This is a genomic window from Pseudomonas fluorescens, from assembly GCF_902497775.2.
GTDB classification, from domain to species: Bacteria; Pseudomonadota; Gammaproteobacteria; order Pseudomonadales; family Pseudomonadaceae; genus Aquipseudomonas; species Aquipseudomonas putida_F.
In genome coordinates, this window is sequence record NZ_OZ024668.1 from 2,510,446 (window position 1) to 2,526,788 (window position 16,343).

Annotated in this window: 17 protein-coding genes; 9 read left to right on the plus strand and 8 right to left on the minus strand. The window is 63.5% G+C overall.

The features are described 5' to 3' along the window. Positions 1-240 precede the first annotated feature (240 nt). From F8N82_RS11415 to F8N82_RS11425, 3 genes are read left to right on the plus strand one after another with little or no spacing between them, the layout of a single operon-like run. The gene (locus F8N82_RS11415) at positions 241-2,631 is read left to right on the plus strand and encodes a DUF3772 domain-containing protein (RefSeq protein WP_038995380.1); all 2,391 of its coding nucleotides are present in this window, start codon (positions 241-243) and stop codon (positions 2,629-2,631) included. A gap of 51 nt (positions 2,632-2,682) precedes the next feature. Further along, entirely contained in the window at positions 2,683-4,341 is a 1,659-nt protein-coding gene (locus F8N82_RS11420) for an MFS transporter (protein ID WP_038995381.1), read from the plus strand. After that, a complete protein-coding gene (locus F8N82_RS11425; protein WP_038995383.1) occupies positions 4,338-5,507 on the plus strand; it encodes an HlyD family secretion protein in 1,170 nt (389 codons plus the stop codon). The genes F8N82_RS11420 and F8N82_RS11425 overlap by 4 nt, the downstream gene beginning before the upstream one ends. Here F8N82_RS11425 and F8N82_RS11430 read toward each other — a convergent pair. Beyond that, positions 5,491-6,051, minus strand: a complete 561-nt coding sequence (locus F8N82_RS11430; RefSeq protein ID WP_038995385.1) for a cupin domain-containing protein — start codon at positions 6,049-6,051, stop codon at positions 5,491-5,493. The two genes, F8N82_RS11425 and F8N82_RS11430, sit on opposite strands and share 17 nt — an antisense overlap. 25 nt (positions 6,052-6,076) lie before the next feature. Then, the gene (locus F8N82_RS11435; RefSeq protein ID WP_038995386.1) at positions 6,077-6,349 is read right to left on the minus strand and encodes a PepSY domain-containing protein; all 273 of its coding nucleotides are present in this window, start codon (positions 6,347-6,349) and stop codon (positions 6,077-6,079) included. A 196-nt stretch (positions 6,350-6,545) separates the two neighbouring features. Here F8N82_RS11435 and F8N82_RS11440 point away from each other — a divergent pair, with 196 nt between their 5' ends. Next, a complete protein-coding gene (locus F8N82_RS11440) occupies positions 6,546-7,877 on the plus strand; it encodes a cation:proton antiporter (RefSeq protein WP_038995388.1) in 1,332 nt (443 codons plus the stop codon). Positions 7,878-7,905: 28 nt separating this feature from the next. Here F8N82_RS11440 and F8N82_RS11445 read toward each other — a convergent pair whose 3' ends face one another. Together F8N82_RS11445 and F8N82_RS11450 are read right to left on the minus strand one after the other, a co-directional pair. Continuing rightward, positions 7,906-8,076 (minus strand): hypothetical protein, encoded by a 171-nt coding sequence (locus F8N82_RS11445; RefSeq protein WP_157771862.1) that lies wholly within the window; start codon positions 8,074-8,076, stop codon positions 7,906-7,908. Between the two features lie 86 nt (positions 8,077-8,162). Further along, positions 8,163-8,891 (minus strand): TraX family protein, encoded by a 729-nt coding sequence (locus F8N82_RS11450; protein ID WP_038999388.1) that lies wholly within the window; start codon positions 8,889-8,891, stop codon positions 8,163-8,165. A gap of 123 nt (positions 8,892-9,014) precedes the next feature. Here F8N82_RS11450 and F8N82_RS11455 point away from each other — a divergent pair, with 123 nt between their 5' ends. Beyond that, a complete protein-coding gene (locus tag F8N82_RS11455) occupies positions 9,015-9,212 on the plus strand; it encodes a hypothetical protein (protein WP_141231069.1) in 198 nt (65 codons plus the stop codon). A 2-nt stretch (positions 9,213-9,214) separates the two neighbouring features. Here the strand turns inward: F8N82_RS11455 and ptrR are convergent, their stop codons facing one another. Beyond that, a complete protein-coding gene (ptrR, locus tag F8N82_RS11460) occupies positions 9,215-10,102 on the minus strand; it encodes a putrescine utilization regulator PtrR (protein WP_038995391.1) in 888 nt (295 codons plus the stop codon). A 103-nt stretch (positions 10,103-10,205) separates the two neighbouring features. On the opposite strand from ptrR, the gene F8N82_RS11465 reads away from it, so the two are divergent. Next, the gene (locus F8N82_RS11465) at positions 10,206-11,597 is read left to right on the plus strand and encodes an aldehyde dehydrogenase family protein (protein ID WP_038995392.1); all 1,392 of its coding nucleotides are present in this window, start codon (positions 10,206-10,208) and stop codon (positions 11,595-11,597) included. A 12-nt stretch (positions 11,598-11,609) separates the two neighbouring features. Here the strand turns inward: F8N82_RS11465 and F8N82_RS11470 are convergent, their stop codons facing one another. Further along, complete coding sequence (locus F8N82_RS11470) at positions 11,610-13,022, minus strand: PLP-dependent aminotransferase family protein (protein WP_038995393.1); 1,413 nt, start codon at positions 13,020-13,022, stop codon at positions 11,610-11,612. A gap of 87 nt (positions 13,023-13,109) precedes the next feature. On the opposite strand from F8N82_RS11470, the gene F8N82_RS11475 reads away from it, so the two are divergent. From F8N82_RS11475 to F8N82_RS11485, 3 genes are all read left to right on the plus strand, one after another. Next, entirely contained in the window at positions 13,110-13,571 is a 462-nt protein-coding gene (locus tag F8N82_RS11475; protein ID WP_038995394.1) for a GNAT family N-acetyltransferase, read from the plus strand. Further along, a complete protein-coding gene (locus F8N82_RS11480; RefSeq protein ID WP_038995395.1) occupies positions 13,564-14,187 on the plus strand; it encodes an FMN-dependent NADH-azoreductase in 624 nt (207 codons plus the stop codon). Before F8N82_RS11475 ends, F8N82_RS11480 begins: the two co-directional genes overlap by 8 nt. Positions 14,188-14,302: 115 nt before the next feature. Next, positions 14,303-15,181, plus strand: a complete 879-nt coding sequence (locus tag F8N82_RS11485; RefSeq protein ID WP_038999389.1) for an alpha/beta hydrolase — start codon at positions 14,303-14,305, stop codon at positions 15,179-15,181. 6 nt (positions 15,182-15,187) lie between these two features. On the opposite strand, the gene F8N82_RS11490 is transcribed toward F8N82_RS11485, so the two are convergent. After that, positions 15,188-15,505: a DUF2388 domain-containing protein gene (locus F8N82_RS11490; RefSeq protein WP_038995396.1), complete on the minus strand. Its 318-nt coding sequence runs from the start codon at positions 15,503-15,505 to the stop codon at positions 15,188-15,190. Positions 15,506-15,574: 69 nt separating this feature from the next. Next, positions 15,575-16,270, minus strand: a complete 696-nt coding sequence (locus tag F8N82_RS11495) for a hypothetical protein (protein WP_095162781.1) — start codon at positions 16,268-16,270, stop codon at positions 15,575-15,577. Positions 16,271-16,343 lie beyond the last annotated feature (73 nt).

A 16,343-nucleotide genomic window follows, 5' to 3' on the forward strand; every position in this document is an offset into this window, starting at 1 on the left:
TATTCTTTACAAACAAGCACCGCTGCCCAGCCGAAACTCACCTCCCCGCTCAGAGGCGGTGAGCTCGGCAGCGAAGCACTCATCTACTTGATCGACACTTTTGCCGTCGACGCAGCATTTGAAGCTGCTGGGTTATGCATGCCTGCCCCAGGCATGAGGTACGCAAATTCAGCCGCTCGATTGTGCATTGATGACCTACCCTCATAGGCTGGGAGATCAATAACGGAATCGGGCATTACCATGCGCAGTGCTTTGACGACCATCGCCATCCTTGCCCTCACCCTGATGCTTGCAGGGACTAACAGCCTTCTGGCCGCCGAGCCTGCATCAGCCCCTGCACCCGCCGGTGCCGCCGCCACCGCCAAGGTCACGCAGAATGACCTGCAGGCCCTGCAACTGCGCCTGGACAGCCTCAAACAGGAGATTTCCCAGGCCAATAACTACAACCAGCTCGAGGGCCCGCAGGACCGTCTGCAAGCGCTGATTGTCGATATCGACCGATTGTCCGCTGCGCTGCTGCCCGAGCAGGCGCAATTACGCGCACAACTGGAGGTGCTCGGCCCGGCTTCGGTTGACGGCCTGGTGCCGGGCAAATCGGATATCGCCGCGCAGCGCACCGCCCTCACCGAACAGAAGAACAGCCTCGACAGCACCCTCAAGACCCTGGCGACGCTCAAGGAGAACGCCTCCAACCTGCTCACGCAGATTTCCGGTCTGCGCCGCAGCATGCTGGAAAGCGAACTGACCTTGAGCACCTACAGCCTGCTCAATCCGGCCTTCTGGTCACCGTTGTTCCAGCCATCCGCCGACGACCGCCAGCACCTGCAAGCCTTCATGGCCGAGGTCGGAAAAGCCGCTGAGGCGGTCTGGCAACCGGGTCAACGAATCTACACCGTGGCACTGATAGCGCTGGCCGTGCTCATCTGGACTCTGGGCCGCCGCCTGGCCGAGCGCTGGATGGCCTGGGCGTGCATGCACCGGGTGCCCGAGGGCCGCTTGCGCCGCAGCTCACTGGCCCTGGCCTCGGTGCTGGCAACGCTGCTGGCCACCGGTATAGCCTTGAAACTGCTGTTTTATGCCTGTACCCACAACCTGCCGTTACCGCCGATGCTGACGACGTTCTCCGAGGAATTCGAGAAGCTCGTCTATACCTGTGTGCTGATCACCGGCTTGAGCCGCGCCTTGTTGTCGACCCAGCACCCGTCCTGGCGGCTGCCGGACATTGCCGATCCCGTAGCCCTGACATTAAAACCATTCGCGCGCTGGCTGGCGCTTGCCCTGCTGGTACTGGTGACCCTGGTCCAGATCGCCAATGCCGCCGGCATGAGCAATCAGTTGGTGATTGCTGGCCGCGGTATCGCCGCGCTGGTGATCACCGCGCTGATCATCGCCTTGCTGGTGCGCACCAGCCGCGCCCGTCGCGCCATGGCTGCCGCCGGTGACGTCCCGGAAGCAGCGTCGACGCTTGCCGGGCTGATCTACACTTGCGCCAGCCTGGCGATGTTGACCTCGGCGCTTGCCCTGCTGACCGGCTACGTGTCGCTGGCGCGCTTCGTCACCTACGAAGTGGTGTGGTTCTTCATCCTGCTGGCCGGCTTCTACCTGCTGATGCAGGTGTTCAAAGACAGCTGCGAGTACGTCTTTTCACCGCGCCAGGCCAGCGGAAAAGCGCTCAAGGAGCTGTTGGGTATCGGTGACCGGCGCCTGGACCAGGTCGAGACCCTGATCAGCGGATTTGGCCGTGCCGCGCTGCTGCTGCTGGCAGTCATCACCCTGTTCGTCGGTGGCATCGGCACCACCCTCAGGCAACTGCTCAGTAATATCGCGGCGTTCCTCGGCGGCGCCGGCCTGCGGCAGTTCAACATCATCCCCGGGCATCTGTTCAATGCCGTCTTGGCCCTGGTGCTGGGCATCTACCTGATTCGCACCCTGCGCCGCTGGTTGGACAACGAGTTTCTGCCCAAGACCGACATGGACCCGGGCATGTGCGCCTCGCTCAGCACCCTGTTCGCCAACATTGGCTACGCCCTGGTAATCCTCCTGACCCTGTCGGCCCTGGGGGTCAAATGGACCAACCTGGCCTGGATCGTCAGCGCCTTGTCGGTGGGTATCGGCTTTGGCTTGCAGGAAATCGTCAAGAACTTCGTCTCCGGCCTGATCCTGCTCACTGAACGCCCGGTCAAGGTGGGTGATCTGATCAGCATCAGCGGGGTCGAGGGCGACATCCGCCGCATCAACGTGCGCGCCACCGAGATACAACTGAGCGACCGCTCCATTGTCATTGTGCCGAACTCGCAACTGATCTCGCAGAACCTGCGCAACGTCACCCTCGGCGGCAGTGCCCAGGGGGTGGCGACCCTGGAACTGGTGTTTCCCCTGGACATCGACCCCGAGCAGGTCCAGACCTTGCTGTATGAGACCTACTGCGAGCACGAGACCATCCTCGACAAGCCAGCGCCGTTTGTGCGCTTCAGCAACCTCACCGCGGACGGCATTACCCTGAAGGTCACCGGTTACGTCAGCAGCCCGCGGATCGTCGCTGTCACCAAGAGTGACCTGTTGTTCGAGATACTCAAACGCCTGGGCGCGGCGGGTATCGAACTGGCCAAACCTGCGGCTCCGGCAAGTTGAACGGTGGTATTGATTGCGGGAGCCGGCCTTGCCGGCGATGCGCAGGAATCAATGGATAAATACGCGACCCGCCAGTGGCTGCCCCATGAAAAGCCCTCGATGCCGGGCTCGCCGTCGACACCCCTGCACCCTGTGCCCAAGCGCCTGGCTTTTGGCCTGGTCGGCTTGCTGGTGGCCATTACCGGCGGGTTGGGCAATGCCCTGGTGACCGCCAACCTGCAGTTCCTGCAAGGTGCCCTGGGCGCAACCACGGCAGAAATGGCCTGGCTGCCGGCCGCTTACGTCATGACCAACGTGTCGATGAACCTGCTGTTGGTGAAGTTTCGCCAGGAGTTCGGCCTGCGCGCCTTCACCGAGATCTTCCTGGCGCTGTATGCCCTGGTGACCTTCGCCCACCTGTTCGTCAACGACCTCAACTCGGCCATCGCCGTGCGCGCCGCCCATGGCATGGTCGGTGCGGTGCTGAGCTCGCTTGGGCTGTATTACATGATCCAGGCGTTCCCGGCCCAGTGGCGGCTCAAAGCCCTGGTGCTGGGGCTGGGCGCCTCGCAACTGGCGCTACCGCTGGCGCGGATTTTCTCCGAAGACCTGCTGCAGATCGCCGAATGGCGCGGCCTGTACCTGTTCGAACTGGGCCTGGCGCTGACGGCGCTGGGCTGCGTGCTGCTGCTCAAGCTGCCGCCAGGCGACCGCTTCAAGACCTTCGAGCCACTGGATTTTCTCACCTTCGCAATCATGTCCAGCGGCGTTGCCCTGCTCTGCGCGGTGTTGTCGCTGGGGCGCATCGACTGGTGGCTGGAAGCGCCGTGGATCGGCGTCGCCCTTGCCGCCTCGATCGCCCTGATCATCACCGGCCTTGCCATCGAGCACAACCGCAGCAACCCGCTGCTGATGACCCGCTGGCTGGGCAGCGGCGTGGCCCTGCGCCTGGCATTCTGCGTGATCCTGATCCGCATGGTCACCTCCGAGCAGTCCACCGGCGCGGTGGGCTTTCTGCAAGCATTGAACCTGGGCAGCGAACAGATGCGTAGCCTGTACTGGGTGATGCTGCTGGGCGCGGTGTCGGGGCTGGTGGTCAGCGCCCTGACCATCAACCCGCAGCACCTGGTGCTGCCGTTGTTCATTTCCCTGGCGCTGATGGCCACCGGCTCGTTCATGGACAGCTCATCGAGCAACCTGACCCGCCCGGCGCAGATGTACTTCAGCCAGTTCCTGCTGGCCTTCGGCGGCACGTTCTTTCTCGGCCCGACCATGGCCCTGGGCATCAGCCATATCCGCACCAACCCGCGCAACCTGGTCAGTTTTTCGGTGATGTTCGGTATCTGCAACAACCTTGGCGGCCTGATTGGCGCGGCCTTGCTGGGTACCTTCCAGATCGCCCGGGAGAAATTCCACTCAAGCTACCTGGTCGAGCAACTGACCCTGCTCGACCCGCAGGTGCTCAGCCGCATACAAGGCGGCGCGGCGTCCTATGCCGGGGTCATCGCTGACCCGGCGCTGCGCACCTCGGTGGGCAACCGTCTGCTGGCCAACGCCGCCACCCGCGAGGCGAACATTCTGGCCTACAACGATGTCTTCATTCTGATCGGCAGCATTGCCATACTGACCATGATCTGGATTTTCATCCGCAGCCTGTGGCTGTGGTACACCACCCGCACCGTCAGTGCGGTTGCAACCCTGGACTCTAGCCGTGGTGCCCCTGCTCAATGACCCAACCGACGACCACGACCACCACCGCCATCGCCGAAACCCCCGAAGGGGTCACCCCACCTGCCAACGCCGCCAGTGAACAACGCTCAACGCGCCGGCGGGTGCTGTCGTCAATGATCTTTGCCAGCGTGGCCATTGTCGGCGTGCTGGTGGTGCTCTATGCCTGGCAATTGCCGCCGTTCAGCAGCGCCATCGAAAGCACCGAGAACGCCCTGGTGCGTGGCCAGGTGACGATCATCGGCCCGCAACTGAGCGGTTATGTGTTCGAAGTGCCGGTGCAGGACTTCCAGTTCGTCAAGGCCGGCGACCTGCTGGTGCGCCTGGATGACCGCATCTACAAGCAGCGCCTGCATCAGGCCCAGGCTCAGCTTGAGCAACAAAAGGCGGCGCTGGCCAACAACCTGCAGCAACGCAACAGCGCCGAAGCCACCATCCTCCAGCGTCAGGCAGCCATTGCCGATAACCAGGCCCAGGCGCGCAAGAGCCGCGCCGACCTGCAGCGCAACGAAGCGCTGATCCGCGATGGCTCGGTGTCACGCAGCGACCTGGACCTCACCCGCGCCGCCGACGCCCGAGCCGCGGCCGCCCTGGCCCAGGCCAAGGCGGCGCTGGAAATCGCCCGCCAGGACCTGCAGACGGTGATCGTCAACCGTGACTCGCTGGAGGCTTCGGTGGAGAACGCCAAGGCCGCCCTGGAGCTGGCCCGAATCGATCTGGACAACACCCGGGTCACCGCCCCGCGCGACGGCCAGCTGGGGCAGATTGGTGTGCGCCTGGGGGCTTATGTCAATTCCGGCGCACAGTTGATGGCGCTAGTGCCCGATACCCTGTGGGTGATCGCCAACATGAAAGAAACCCAGATGGACAACGTGCGTATCGGCCAGCCGGTGACCTTCACCGTCGATGCGCTCAACCACCTGAAACTGCGCGGGCATGTGCAGCGCATCTCGCCGGCCACCGGCTCCGAGTTCGCCCTGCTGCAGTCCGACAACGCCACCGGCAACTTCGTCAAGATCGCCCAGCGCATCCCCGTACGCATCAGCGTCGATCCTGAGCAGCCCGAAGCGCAACGCCTGCGCCCGGGGATGTCGGTAGTGGTCAGTATCGACACCCGGTACGTGGTTGAAAGCGACCGTGAAGGCGCCGCGCTCAGGCAGGATCAGTAAGCACGTGCCAGGCTGAGTTCAGCCAACCGTCCGGGCCGGTCACCGGGTCTTGCCGAGGCAACGGCACCTGGGCGATGCGGGCCTGGCAGCGGTCATGGCTGGCGGGGCTGGGGCGCTGAATGTCGTAGTCTTGCTGGCCCAGCGGGTAGGCCCCCACTACCAGAAAGTCTTCGCTGCTGTCGACACAGCAGTGCCCGGTACCGGCCGCCAACACCAGCACATCACCGCGTTTGAGCGCCAGGGTTTGCCCCTGCGCACCGCCCAGGATGACCCGTGCATGTCCACTGACAACGCCGAGGGTTTCGTGGGCATTGGAGTGATAATGCTGATAATCGAAGATGCCCGCCCGCCACAGCGGTAGCCATTGATGCTCGCTGAACAGGGCTTCGAACGCCGCAGCGTTATCGGCCCGTTCATCAAGGCGCAGGTGATAGAACAGCACCGGCAGGCGGCTGTTTGGCGTTGCGCCGTCGTCGTCGAAGTAGAACGTCCGGCGATTGCCGAGCGCGGTGTGTGGCTCAATGTAGCTGCCTTGCCGGTTCATGGACGAAGCCCTGCGCTATTGCCGGTCAATGATCCATTTCATCCTTGGTGATCTTGCCGCTGTTGGCATCGACGTGGAATTCGTACTTCATCCCATCCGCCTTGATGCCCTCGCCTTCCCAGTGATCATCGTCGGCTTCAATCTTGGTGATCTGTGTGTAGCCAGCTGCTTTGAGTGTAGCTTGCGCTTCTGCCTGATCGACCTTCCAGTCGGCGCCGGGCTGATCGGCCCAAATCGACGTGGTAGCGACGGCGCCCAGCAGGCCCAGGCCTGTGAACAGGGTTTTCAGGGTTTTCATCGTGCGACTTCCTGTAGTGCATGAAGGTTATCGGTGGACCCTGCGGCCCTTGCATTAGTTCGAGCGACCCGCCCGGCTGCAGATTTTGCCGGTGCCGACGTCCACCGGTCGGGAATCCTCCCGGCCAACAGAACAATGCCACCGGCCGCAGCGCTCTAAGCTGTATCGAAACGGTCAGGCCATTCGAGGCGCAGCGATGAGTTTCATTCTCTGGATGGCCGTGCTCGGTGCCGTGCTGCTGACCTTGGCCCTGGCAGCGTCCTACTTGCGCTGGTTGCCGGTGACCACCTCGGCGGTGTGCCTGGTGCTGGGCATCGCCATTGGCCCCTCGGGCGTTGGGCTGTTGCAGTTGGATCTGGTGGCAGCAGCGCCGTGGATGGAGCATCTGACCGAAGTCGCGCTGCTGTTTTCGTTGTTCGTCAGCGGCCTGAAGTTACGCCTGGCCTTGAGCCGACGCCTGTGGCGCGTCGCTTTTGGCCTGGCCGGCCCGGTGATGCTGCTGAGCATCGCCGGCTTGTGCCTGCTGCTACACCTGTTGCTCAACCTGCCTTGGGGTGTAGCGCTGTTGATTGCGGCGATTCTTGCGCCTACCGACCCGGTCCTCGCCTCACTGGTGCAGGTCAGCAATGCCCAGGACGTGGATGCGGTGCGCTTTGGGCTTTGCGGTGAAGCCGGGCTCAATGACGGCGTGGCATTTCCGTTCGTGCTGCTGGGCTTGCTGATGATCGGCCCGCAGGCATTCAACGCCTCATCCCTGCTGCACTGGACGCTCCACGACCTGCTCTGGGCGGTGCCGGCCGGCCTGCTGCTGGGCTATGTCATGGGCCGCGGCCTGGGCCGGCTAACCCTGGCCTTGAGCATCCGTAACGACGACAGCACGGTATCGCCCAACGACTACCTGACCCTGGCCTTGATCGCCCTGGCGTACGTCGGGGCGCAGATGATCGAGGGCTATGGTTTTCTTTCGGTGTTCGCCGCCGGGCTTGGCCTGCGCCGGGTCGAGGTGAACTCCTCGGGCAGCGCCAGTGTGCCGGCCGAGCATCGGGTGCAACCGGTAGTCGGGCACCAGCACCTCGAACCGGATCAGGCCGTACACGGCGACACGGCAACGCTTGAGGACAGCGAAGTGGCCGCCGGGATCATGATGGGCGACATGCTGGCCTTCGGGAACCTGGTGGAACGGGTGATGGAGGTGTTCCTGGTGACCCTGCTGGGCATCGTGCTGCTCAACCACTGGGATTGGCGAGCGGTAAGCGTGGGATTGATTCTGTTTCTGCTGATACGCCCTCTGGGAGTCTACCTGCTGCCCTGGGGCGCCCTGCTCAATCACCGCCAGCGACTGCTGGTGGGCTGGTTCGGCATCCGCGGTATTGGCAGCCTCTATTACCTGTTCTATGCCTTGAACCTGGGCCTGCCGGAGGCGTTCAGCGGCCAGTGCACGGACCTGGTGCTGTCAATCGTGGCGCTGAGCATCGTCGTACATGGGCTGACCACCCAGCCGCTGCTGAGCAGGTATCAGCCGCGCTGACACCGCCCCGCCTGGCGCTCGAGGGACATTACTCGTCAGGCTTGCGCTGGTTTTGCCGGGCGATGGACTCTTCGCGGCGGCGCCGTCGGGCCAGCGCCGAACCCAAGGCGAGGACGACGACTGAGGCGATCAGCATCGCCGCCAGCAACAGGTAACCCCAATGAATATTCATCATCTTGCACACCAGGGCTTTGATCATGCCCACATTGATCAATTGATCGCATTATCCTGGGTCGGCGTTACTGCGGCGGGTGAACCAGTCGGTCAGTGGAGTATAGAAGGCCATTAGCGACCGAGTTCGATCAGGGCTTTGATCAACGCCAGGTGCAGCGGATAAAACCAGTAGCCCCAACGCCCGACCCGCCAGATTCGCTGCGGCCAGGCATGGCGCAGCATCGCCAGCCCCAGGGGGGCGGCGCAAAAGGCCATGCCCAGGGCCATCAATGCAAGCGGATGGACAGTGTGCCGCTGTAGCCAATGATCGGTCAGGTTCGCCGCTGCCGCCGTCACGCCGGGCAGCAGCCAGGCCAACCCGCGCAAGCGCAAAGCCAGCACGAACGCGGCGGGCAGCAATACGCCGGGCATGCCGTACATCAGCACCTCGGCGGCCCCTGTCGAGGCAATCAACGCGCCCAGGGCAACCAGGGCTGCCGTATGGCTGCGATGGTGCACGCCCCAGGCAATCAGCAGACCCAGGGTCAGGGTCGGCATGACACTGAGGGTTGGCGAATCGACATTCAACCAGCGGTAAGGCGCCTCGGACAGCAGCGAGAACAGCACCAGCCACATCAGGTAGCGGCCGTTCGCCTGGCTAAAGGCCTGCCCGGGCGCAGAACGGGTGACATTGGCGGCAATCGCCAGGCAAAACCAGGGGAATGCCAGGCGTCCGACGATGAACAACCAAACCTGCTCGGGCCAGAGAAAACGCAGGTGATCGGCGACCATGGTGAGGATCGCCAGCCACTTGAGCAGGTCCAGGCCGGTATCCCGTTGATGTGTGTGCGGCGCTGTCATATCGATCCCGGTCAGCATGATGCTGCTCTGACAATGCCACACCTTGCAGTTTGTCGGTTGGGCTGGCAAAAAGTTGCAAACATGGAATACTGTACATGCATACAGCATCAACGGATAACCATGATGACCGACTACGATGAAGACTTCGCCGCGCCCGACTCACCAACCCTGGTGGACATGTGGAAGCATCAGGTGGTGCTGATGACCAACGAAGCTGAGTACCTGAACACCGAGCTGCTCAAGGCGCGGCAGAACATTGCCAAGCTGGTGGCGATCAATGCCGAACTTGCGGACCAGTTGCGCGGCGTGCGTGGGCGATGAGCTCACGCAGTCTCCTCATCCTTGAGTACCTCGCCGCGCTCCTCCAGCAACTGTACAAAGGTGCTCAAACTGCGCGATACCGTGCCCCGCCGCCACACCAGCCAGGTACGCAGGTAACGAAAGCGCTGCGACAGCGGCCAGACACTGACCGTGCTGCAGCCGGGCATGCTCTCGAGCATGCTGCGCGGCATCAGCGCCAGGCCGGCACCGGCACTGACGCAGGCGAGCATGCCGTGGTATGACTCCATCTCGATGATCTTGCCGGGCACCGCCTGGTCCTGGGCAAACCAGCTCTCGAAGTGATGCCGGTACGAGCAGTTGGCGCGAAAGGCGTAGATGGTCATGCCGTTGACCTCGGCGGCGCGGCTGATCGGCGCATGGTTCAGTGGCGCAATCAGCACCATCTCCTCGACGAACACCGGCACTCCCTCAAGCGCCGGATGCAGCACCGGGCCGTCGACAAACGCCGCACTCAGGCGCCCGGCCAGCACCCCGTCGATCATGGCCCCGGAAGGCCCGGTGGTCAGGTCCAGCTCGACCTTGGCATAGGCCTGGTTGTATGCCGCCAGCAGTGTCGGGATACGCACGGCGGCCGTGCTTTCCAGCGAGCCGAGGGCAAAGGCGCCCTGCGGTTCGTCACCGGCCACAGTCAGCCGCGCCTCGGCCACCAGGTCGAGAATGCGCCGGGCATAGTCGAGAAAATTCCAGCCCGCTGGCGACAAGCGCAAGCGACTTTTCTCGCGGATGAACAACTCGGCACCGAGTTCCTGCTCCAGCTGCTTGATCCGCGTGGTCAGGTTCGACGGCACACGGTGGATGTGCTGCGCTGCAGCGCTGATGCTGCCCTGCTCGGCCACCGCCTTGAACATCTCCAGTTGCACCAGGTCCATCGTCATTCTCTCTGCGTGAATGTTTTGCTCAGTATTATTCAGTTTAAGGCAAAGGTACAACGCAGTAGTCTGAAGCCGTTCCCCTCCCATCAGGACCGCCGTGATGACCGCGATCAACTTCCAGACCCACGCTTTGTCGATCAACCCCGCCACCGGCGAGCAGATCGGCCATTATGCCTATGAAAGCGACGCTGTCCTCGATGCAGCCCTGGCCCGGGCGACTAAAGGTTTCGCGGCCTGGCGCCGCACGCCGGTAGCCGCGCGCACCGAGCTGCTGCTGGCCCTGGCTGGCACCCTGCGCGACAACGCCGTGGCCATGGCACGCATGATTACCGACGAAATGGGCAAGCCGGTCGCCCAGGCCAAGGGCGAGATCGAAAAATGCGCCCAGCTCTGCGAGTGGTACGCAGCCAACGGCCCGGCCATGCTCCAGGCCGAGCCGGCCCAGGTGCCCGCTGGCAAGGCACGTATCGAATACCGCCCGCTCGGCCCGCTGCTGGCGGTGATGCCGTGGAACTTCCCGATCTGGCAGGTGCTGCGCGGCGCGGTACCGGCGCTGCTGGCTGGCAATACCTATGTGCTCAAGCACGCGCCGAACGTGATGGGCAGCGCCTACCTGCTGCTGGAGTCGTTCCAGCGGGCTGGCTTCCCTGAGGGTGTGTTCGAGGTGATCAATGTCACCCCGGACGGCGTGTCCAAGGCCATTGCCGACCCGCGCATCGCCGCCGTGACCCTGACCGGCAGCGTGCGGGCGGGCACCGCCATCGGCGCCCAGGCCGGTGCCGCACTGAAAAAGTGCGTGCTGGAACTGGGCGGCTCCGATCCGTTCATCGTGCTCAACGATGCCAACCTCGATGAAGCGGTAAACGCCGCGGTAATCGGCCGCTACCAGAACACCGGCCAGGTCTGCGCCGCCGCCAAGCGCCTGATCGTCGAGCAAGGCGTGGTCGAGGCATTCACCCGCAAGTTCGTCGAAGCCACCAAAGCCCTGGTAACGGGCGACCCACACGCCAGCGAGACCTACATTGGCCCGATGGCCCGCTTCGACCTGCGCGAGGAACTGGACCAGCAAGTCCAGGCAACCCTGGCCGAAGGCGCGACCCTGCTGCTTGGCGGTGGCAAGGCCGAAGGCATTGGCAACTACTACCAGCCCACCGTGCTGGCCGACGTCACCGACCAGATGACTTCGTTCAAGCAGGAATTGTTCGGCCCGGTGGCCTCGATCATCACTGCCCGTGATGCCCGCCACGCCCTGGAGCTGGCCAACGACAGCGAATTCGGCCTGGCCTCGACTATCTACACCAGCAACGCCGCGCTGGCCGAGCAACTGGCCGATGAACTGGACACCGGCGGCGTGTTCATCAACGGCTACTGCGCCAGCGACCCGCGCGTGACCTTCGGTGGCGTGAAAAAAAGCGGCTTTGGCCGGGAGCTGTCGCACTTCGGCGTGCGCGAGTTCTGCAATGCGCAGACGGTATGGGTGGATCGCAACTGACAGCCGCCACGGCTAGAGGTCCATCGCCAGGCGTAACTGCCTGGCCAGCTCAGCGGCCTGTTCACGGCTGCTGACATTGGTAAAGCCGATCAACAACCCGGGCCGTTGCCCGGGCTGGTGATACCAGCCAGACAGCGGTTCGATCGCCAGGCCAAGGTCCCGCGCGCGCCGGGCGACCGCGCAATCGTCGAGGCCGCCGCGCAAATACCCCACCAGGTGCATGCCTCCCGCCTTGTTGTCCAGTTGCAGGCACTCGCCGACCTCAGCCTGCAAGGCGTCTATCAGCTGCCTGCGCCTGTCGGCATAGAGGCCACGCATCTTTCTCAAGTGCCTGGCAAAATGCCCTTCTTCAATAAATGCGCTCACCGTCGCCTGCATCAGCTGCGGGCAGTGGTTGTGCATGTCCTCCACCACGGTGGCGAAGCGTGCCACTTGGGCCTGGGGAACCACCAGATAGGCCAGACGTATGCCGGGTGCCAGCACTTTGCTGAAGGTGGCGCAGTACAGGACCCGCCCCTGGGTGTCGAGGCTCTTGAGGGCCGGCACCGGGCGACCGCGGTAGCGGTACTCGCTATCGTAGTCGTCCTCGATGACCCAGCTGCCTTGGTTGCTGGCCCATTCCAACAGGCGTTGGCGCCGGGGCAGCGCAAGCGTGACCCCAAGGGGGCTCTGGTGATGGGGCGTCACCAGGGCAAAGCGCGCGTCCGGGGCCCGAGCGATACCGGCTTCGACGTTCAGGCCGTCGGCATCCACCGGAACCGGGACCAACTGCGCCCGGGCTTGCTCAAGAAAACGCCTGGCCTGGAAGTAGCCCGGGTCTTCGAACCAGCAGCGATCACCGTCCTGCAGCAGGCTACGGCATATCAGGTCGAGGCAGGCACGGTATCCGGCGCAGATGAAAATCTGTTGCGCTGTACAGGTGATCCCCCGCGACACCGCCAGGTAGCCAGCCAACGCATGGCGTAGTGCAAGGTGCCCCTGAGGGTCCGGGTATGCCAGCCCCTCCAGGCCGCTTTGGCGCAAGGTGCGGGCGACCAGGCGCGTCCACAGCTTGCGCGGGAAGGCGTCCAGTGCCGGCAAACCGATCTGCAAAGGCATGGGCACAGACGTTTGCGCCCTCGGGGTTAGCGGTGGCCGCTCAAGCCCCGGCGCACCGGCATCAATCGCCGTTGCGCTGAGCAAAGGAGTCACCACCGTACCGGCCGGACCTCTGGACTGGACATAGCCTTCACCGCCGAGCATCTGGTAAGCCGCCTCGACTGTACCGCGTGCGAGGTTGAGCTCCGCCGCCAGCGCCCGAACCGACGGCAGGCGCTCGCCTGGCTTGAGGCGCCCGGCACTGATGGCGTCGCGAAAACGCAGATAGATCTGACGATAGATCGGCGTCGGCGCATGCGGGTCGAGTGGCGGGCAGGTATTCGGCATGTCCTAGTCGTTTTTGCACTTTTTGGATCTATAAGGTAGTCCGTTGTAACCGTAAAGTAACGCCTCAAATTCATCAGGGAGATACCCGTGGGCGAACAGGCAACCATCCGCTACCTGCAAGAAGGCGCCGAACAGCAGGCAGCATTCGAGCTCATGCGTGAGCTTCGGCCGCACCTGATCGACGCCGACTCGTTTGCACAGCAAGTCAGGCGCCAAGCGCTGCAGGGCTACCGGTTGCTCGGGGCTTTTTATGGTAAACAGCTGCTGGGGCTGGCCGGCGTGCGGACCAGCGAAAATCTGCTCTACGGGCGTTTTACCTACGTTGACGATCTGGTCGTAGCCCCCGCGATGCGTGGCCTGCGTGTGGGCGCAGCCTTGCTCGATGCGGCACGTACAGAAGGCCTGCGTAACGGCCATGCGTACCTGGTACTGGATACCGGCTTGCATATGCCATTGGCCCAGCGCTTCTATTATCGCGAGGGGCTGCTGGCCAAAGGCATGCATTTCGTTCAGGCACTGCCGGCAGCCGAGGCACAGCGCCATGGATAACCTGCTGCTGATCAATGCCAGCATGCGCGGCAGTGCTTCGATTGGCTTGCGCCTTGCCAGCGAACTGGTCGACTGCATCCGCCAACGGCACGCTCAGGTCAAGGTAACCCTGCGTGACCTGGCAGCAGAGCCACTGGCGCCGCTGAGCGCCGGTTACGCAACGGCGCTGACCCGCCTGACGCCCGCTCACGACCCGGTATTTGCCAGCTCCGAGGCACTTGTGGGCGAGTTGGAGCGTTGCGACTTACTGCTGATTGCAACTCCCATGCACAATTTCACGGTACCGGCGGCGCTCAAGCTATGGATCGATCATGTGCTGCGGATCAACCGCACCTTCATTGCCGGCCCTGAAGGCAAGGTGGGCTTGCTCGGCGATCGACCCGTTTACCTGATCGTCAGTTCAGGTGGCTTTCATCGGGGTGCGCGGGCCCGCCAGCCAGATTTTCTCAGCGCCTACCTGCGCCACGTACTGGGTACGCTCGGCCTGCAGAATGTGCACTTCGTCTACCTGGAGGGCCTGGCCATCAATGAGCAAACAGCGCTTGCCGCTCTCACTCAGGCCAGGCTCGAACTTGCCCGGCAACCGTTGTTTGGCGAATGGGTCGCACCCGCCTGAGCCCGGCGTACCCAACATCCTGTAACCGAATCAGCGCGCCGTTCGCAAAATTTCCGTTCAGCCTGGTCGGTGCTTCTGTTACAACGCGTCTTTGCATTCAGACGAACGATTTCCCATGGCATTTTTCTCGCTCAAGCGCCCTCGCCGCTGGCTCTACGGGCTGGCCCTGGCCAGCGTGATCATCGGCCTGCCGGTGGGCTGCGCGGTGCTTGAGCACAAGGAACGAGAGCTGCTGTTCCGTATCGAGCCGGGCAACGCCAGTTGGTACCGCGGCATGCCCGGCGGCGTGCAGGAGCTTGAGCTGCGGCCCACAAGCTTCAAGGCCGAGCAGAACATCCATGCCTGGTGGTGGCCGGCGAAAAACCCCGATGCGCCGGCCATCCTCTACCTGCACGGGGTGCGCTGGAACCTTACCGGCCAGCTGTTTCGCATCCAGCAGTTGCATAACCTCGGCTATTCGGTGCTGGCGATCGATTACCGCGGCTTTGGCCAGAGCCGTGGCGAGCTGCCGTCCGAGGCGACGGTCTACGAGGATGCGCGAGTGGCTTGGGAACGCTTGCAGGCGTTGCAGCCCGACCCGCACAAGCGCCTGATCTACGGGCACTCGCTAGGTGGCGCGGTGGCGGTCGAGCTGGCGGCGCAACTGGGGCAGCAGGCGCACAAGGCCCAGCGCCCGGTACAGGCGCGCGGCTTGATCATCGAATCGACCTTTACCTCCCTGGGCGATGCCGCTACGGCAGTGGCCAAGACCTCATTGCCGGTGCGCTGGCTGCTGTCGCAGAAGTTCGATTCGATCGACAAGATTGCCGATATCGGCATGCCGTTGCTGGTGGTGCATGGGCTGGACGACCGCTTTGTGCCACCGCGCTTCAGCGAACAGCTGTTCGCTGCGGCGCAGCAGCCCAAAAGCCTGCTGCTGGTGCCGGGGGCTACCCACAACAACAGCATGAGCCTGGCCGGCCAGCGTTACCGGCAGGCGATTGAAGCGCTGTGATGCGGGTTACTGCCCGGCGCCGAAGGTGTCTTGCAGCAGGATTGCCCGGGCCAGCTCTTCGTCGCTGGCTTTGAGGTCCGGGTTCTGCGCGCGGATGCTCTGCAGCATCGACTCCAGATACACCCCGCGGATCGCACCGTCACTGGCGATGAACGATGAGGCATCGTCACGCGCCGGGATGATCCGTTTGTCATCCTTGAAAGTCGAGTACAGCGAAGCGGATACCCCGGCCGAGGTGGCAACATCACCGGCGTCGACTTTGGCCAGGGCCGAGCCGAAGGGCAGACAGAACACAAGCGAGGAAACGAGCAGTAAACGGCGCATGGTGGTGCCTCCGGATAAAGAGTACCTACATCAACTAGGATTGCCGCAAGTAGCCCTGAGTTCCCTGGCCTATTGCACCGGCAGGAAATTCATCAGCAGCAGGCTTTGCGCGTAGTTCAAGCCAATGCGCCGGTAGCGCTCGTCGAGCATCTGCGCCAGCAGGTCCAGGCGCGCGACGATCTTGCCGAACTCTACGGCAAAGCTCAGGTTGCTGCCCTCCTCCGATATCTCGTTGGAAAACAACAGCAGCACGCCGTTGGCGTCCTGGCGCTGGCTGAGCAGCCAGGTGGCCTTTTCTATGTTGCGCGCGGCATTGCTGACGAACTGCGGGTCGATGCTATCGGTCATGAAGAACTCGGTGCGCCCGCCGTGGGCGGTGACCAGCATGCTGCCGATGGCATAGATGAAGGCGCCGACGCGGTCGCCACGAAACTCCGGGCTAAGCGCATAGCTGAGGGCAGCCAGGTCGCGGCGCTCGCCCAGTTGCGGCAAGGGCTGGCGCTGCTCGATGGCCTGGCGGATCTGCCGCTCGGCAGTGCTGGCATCGACATAACCGGACTGGCGCCACTGGTTGGGATTGCGCAGGTACAGCTTGTTCATCAGCAGGTACAGGCTGCGCAGGTTGTCGCGCATCGCCAGCGTGGCCATGCGGTCGACGCTGGTCTGGAACAGCTCCTGGGGGCGGCCTTCGCTGAACTGGTTGGCGATGTCGCGGCCTTGTTGCTGGGTGCAGGCGCTGAGGCTGGCAAGCAAGGCGCCCGCCATTACTGGCAGGCGCAGGTGTCGCAGTAAAACGAGAAACGGATCAACCATCGGCACCGGGTCGGTAATCGGCGGC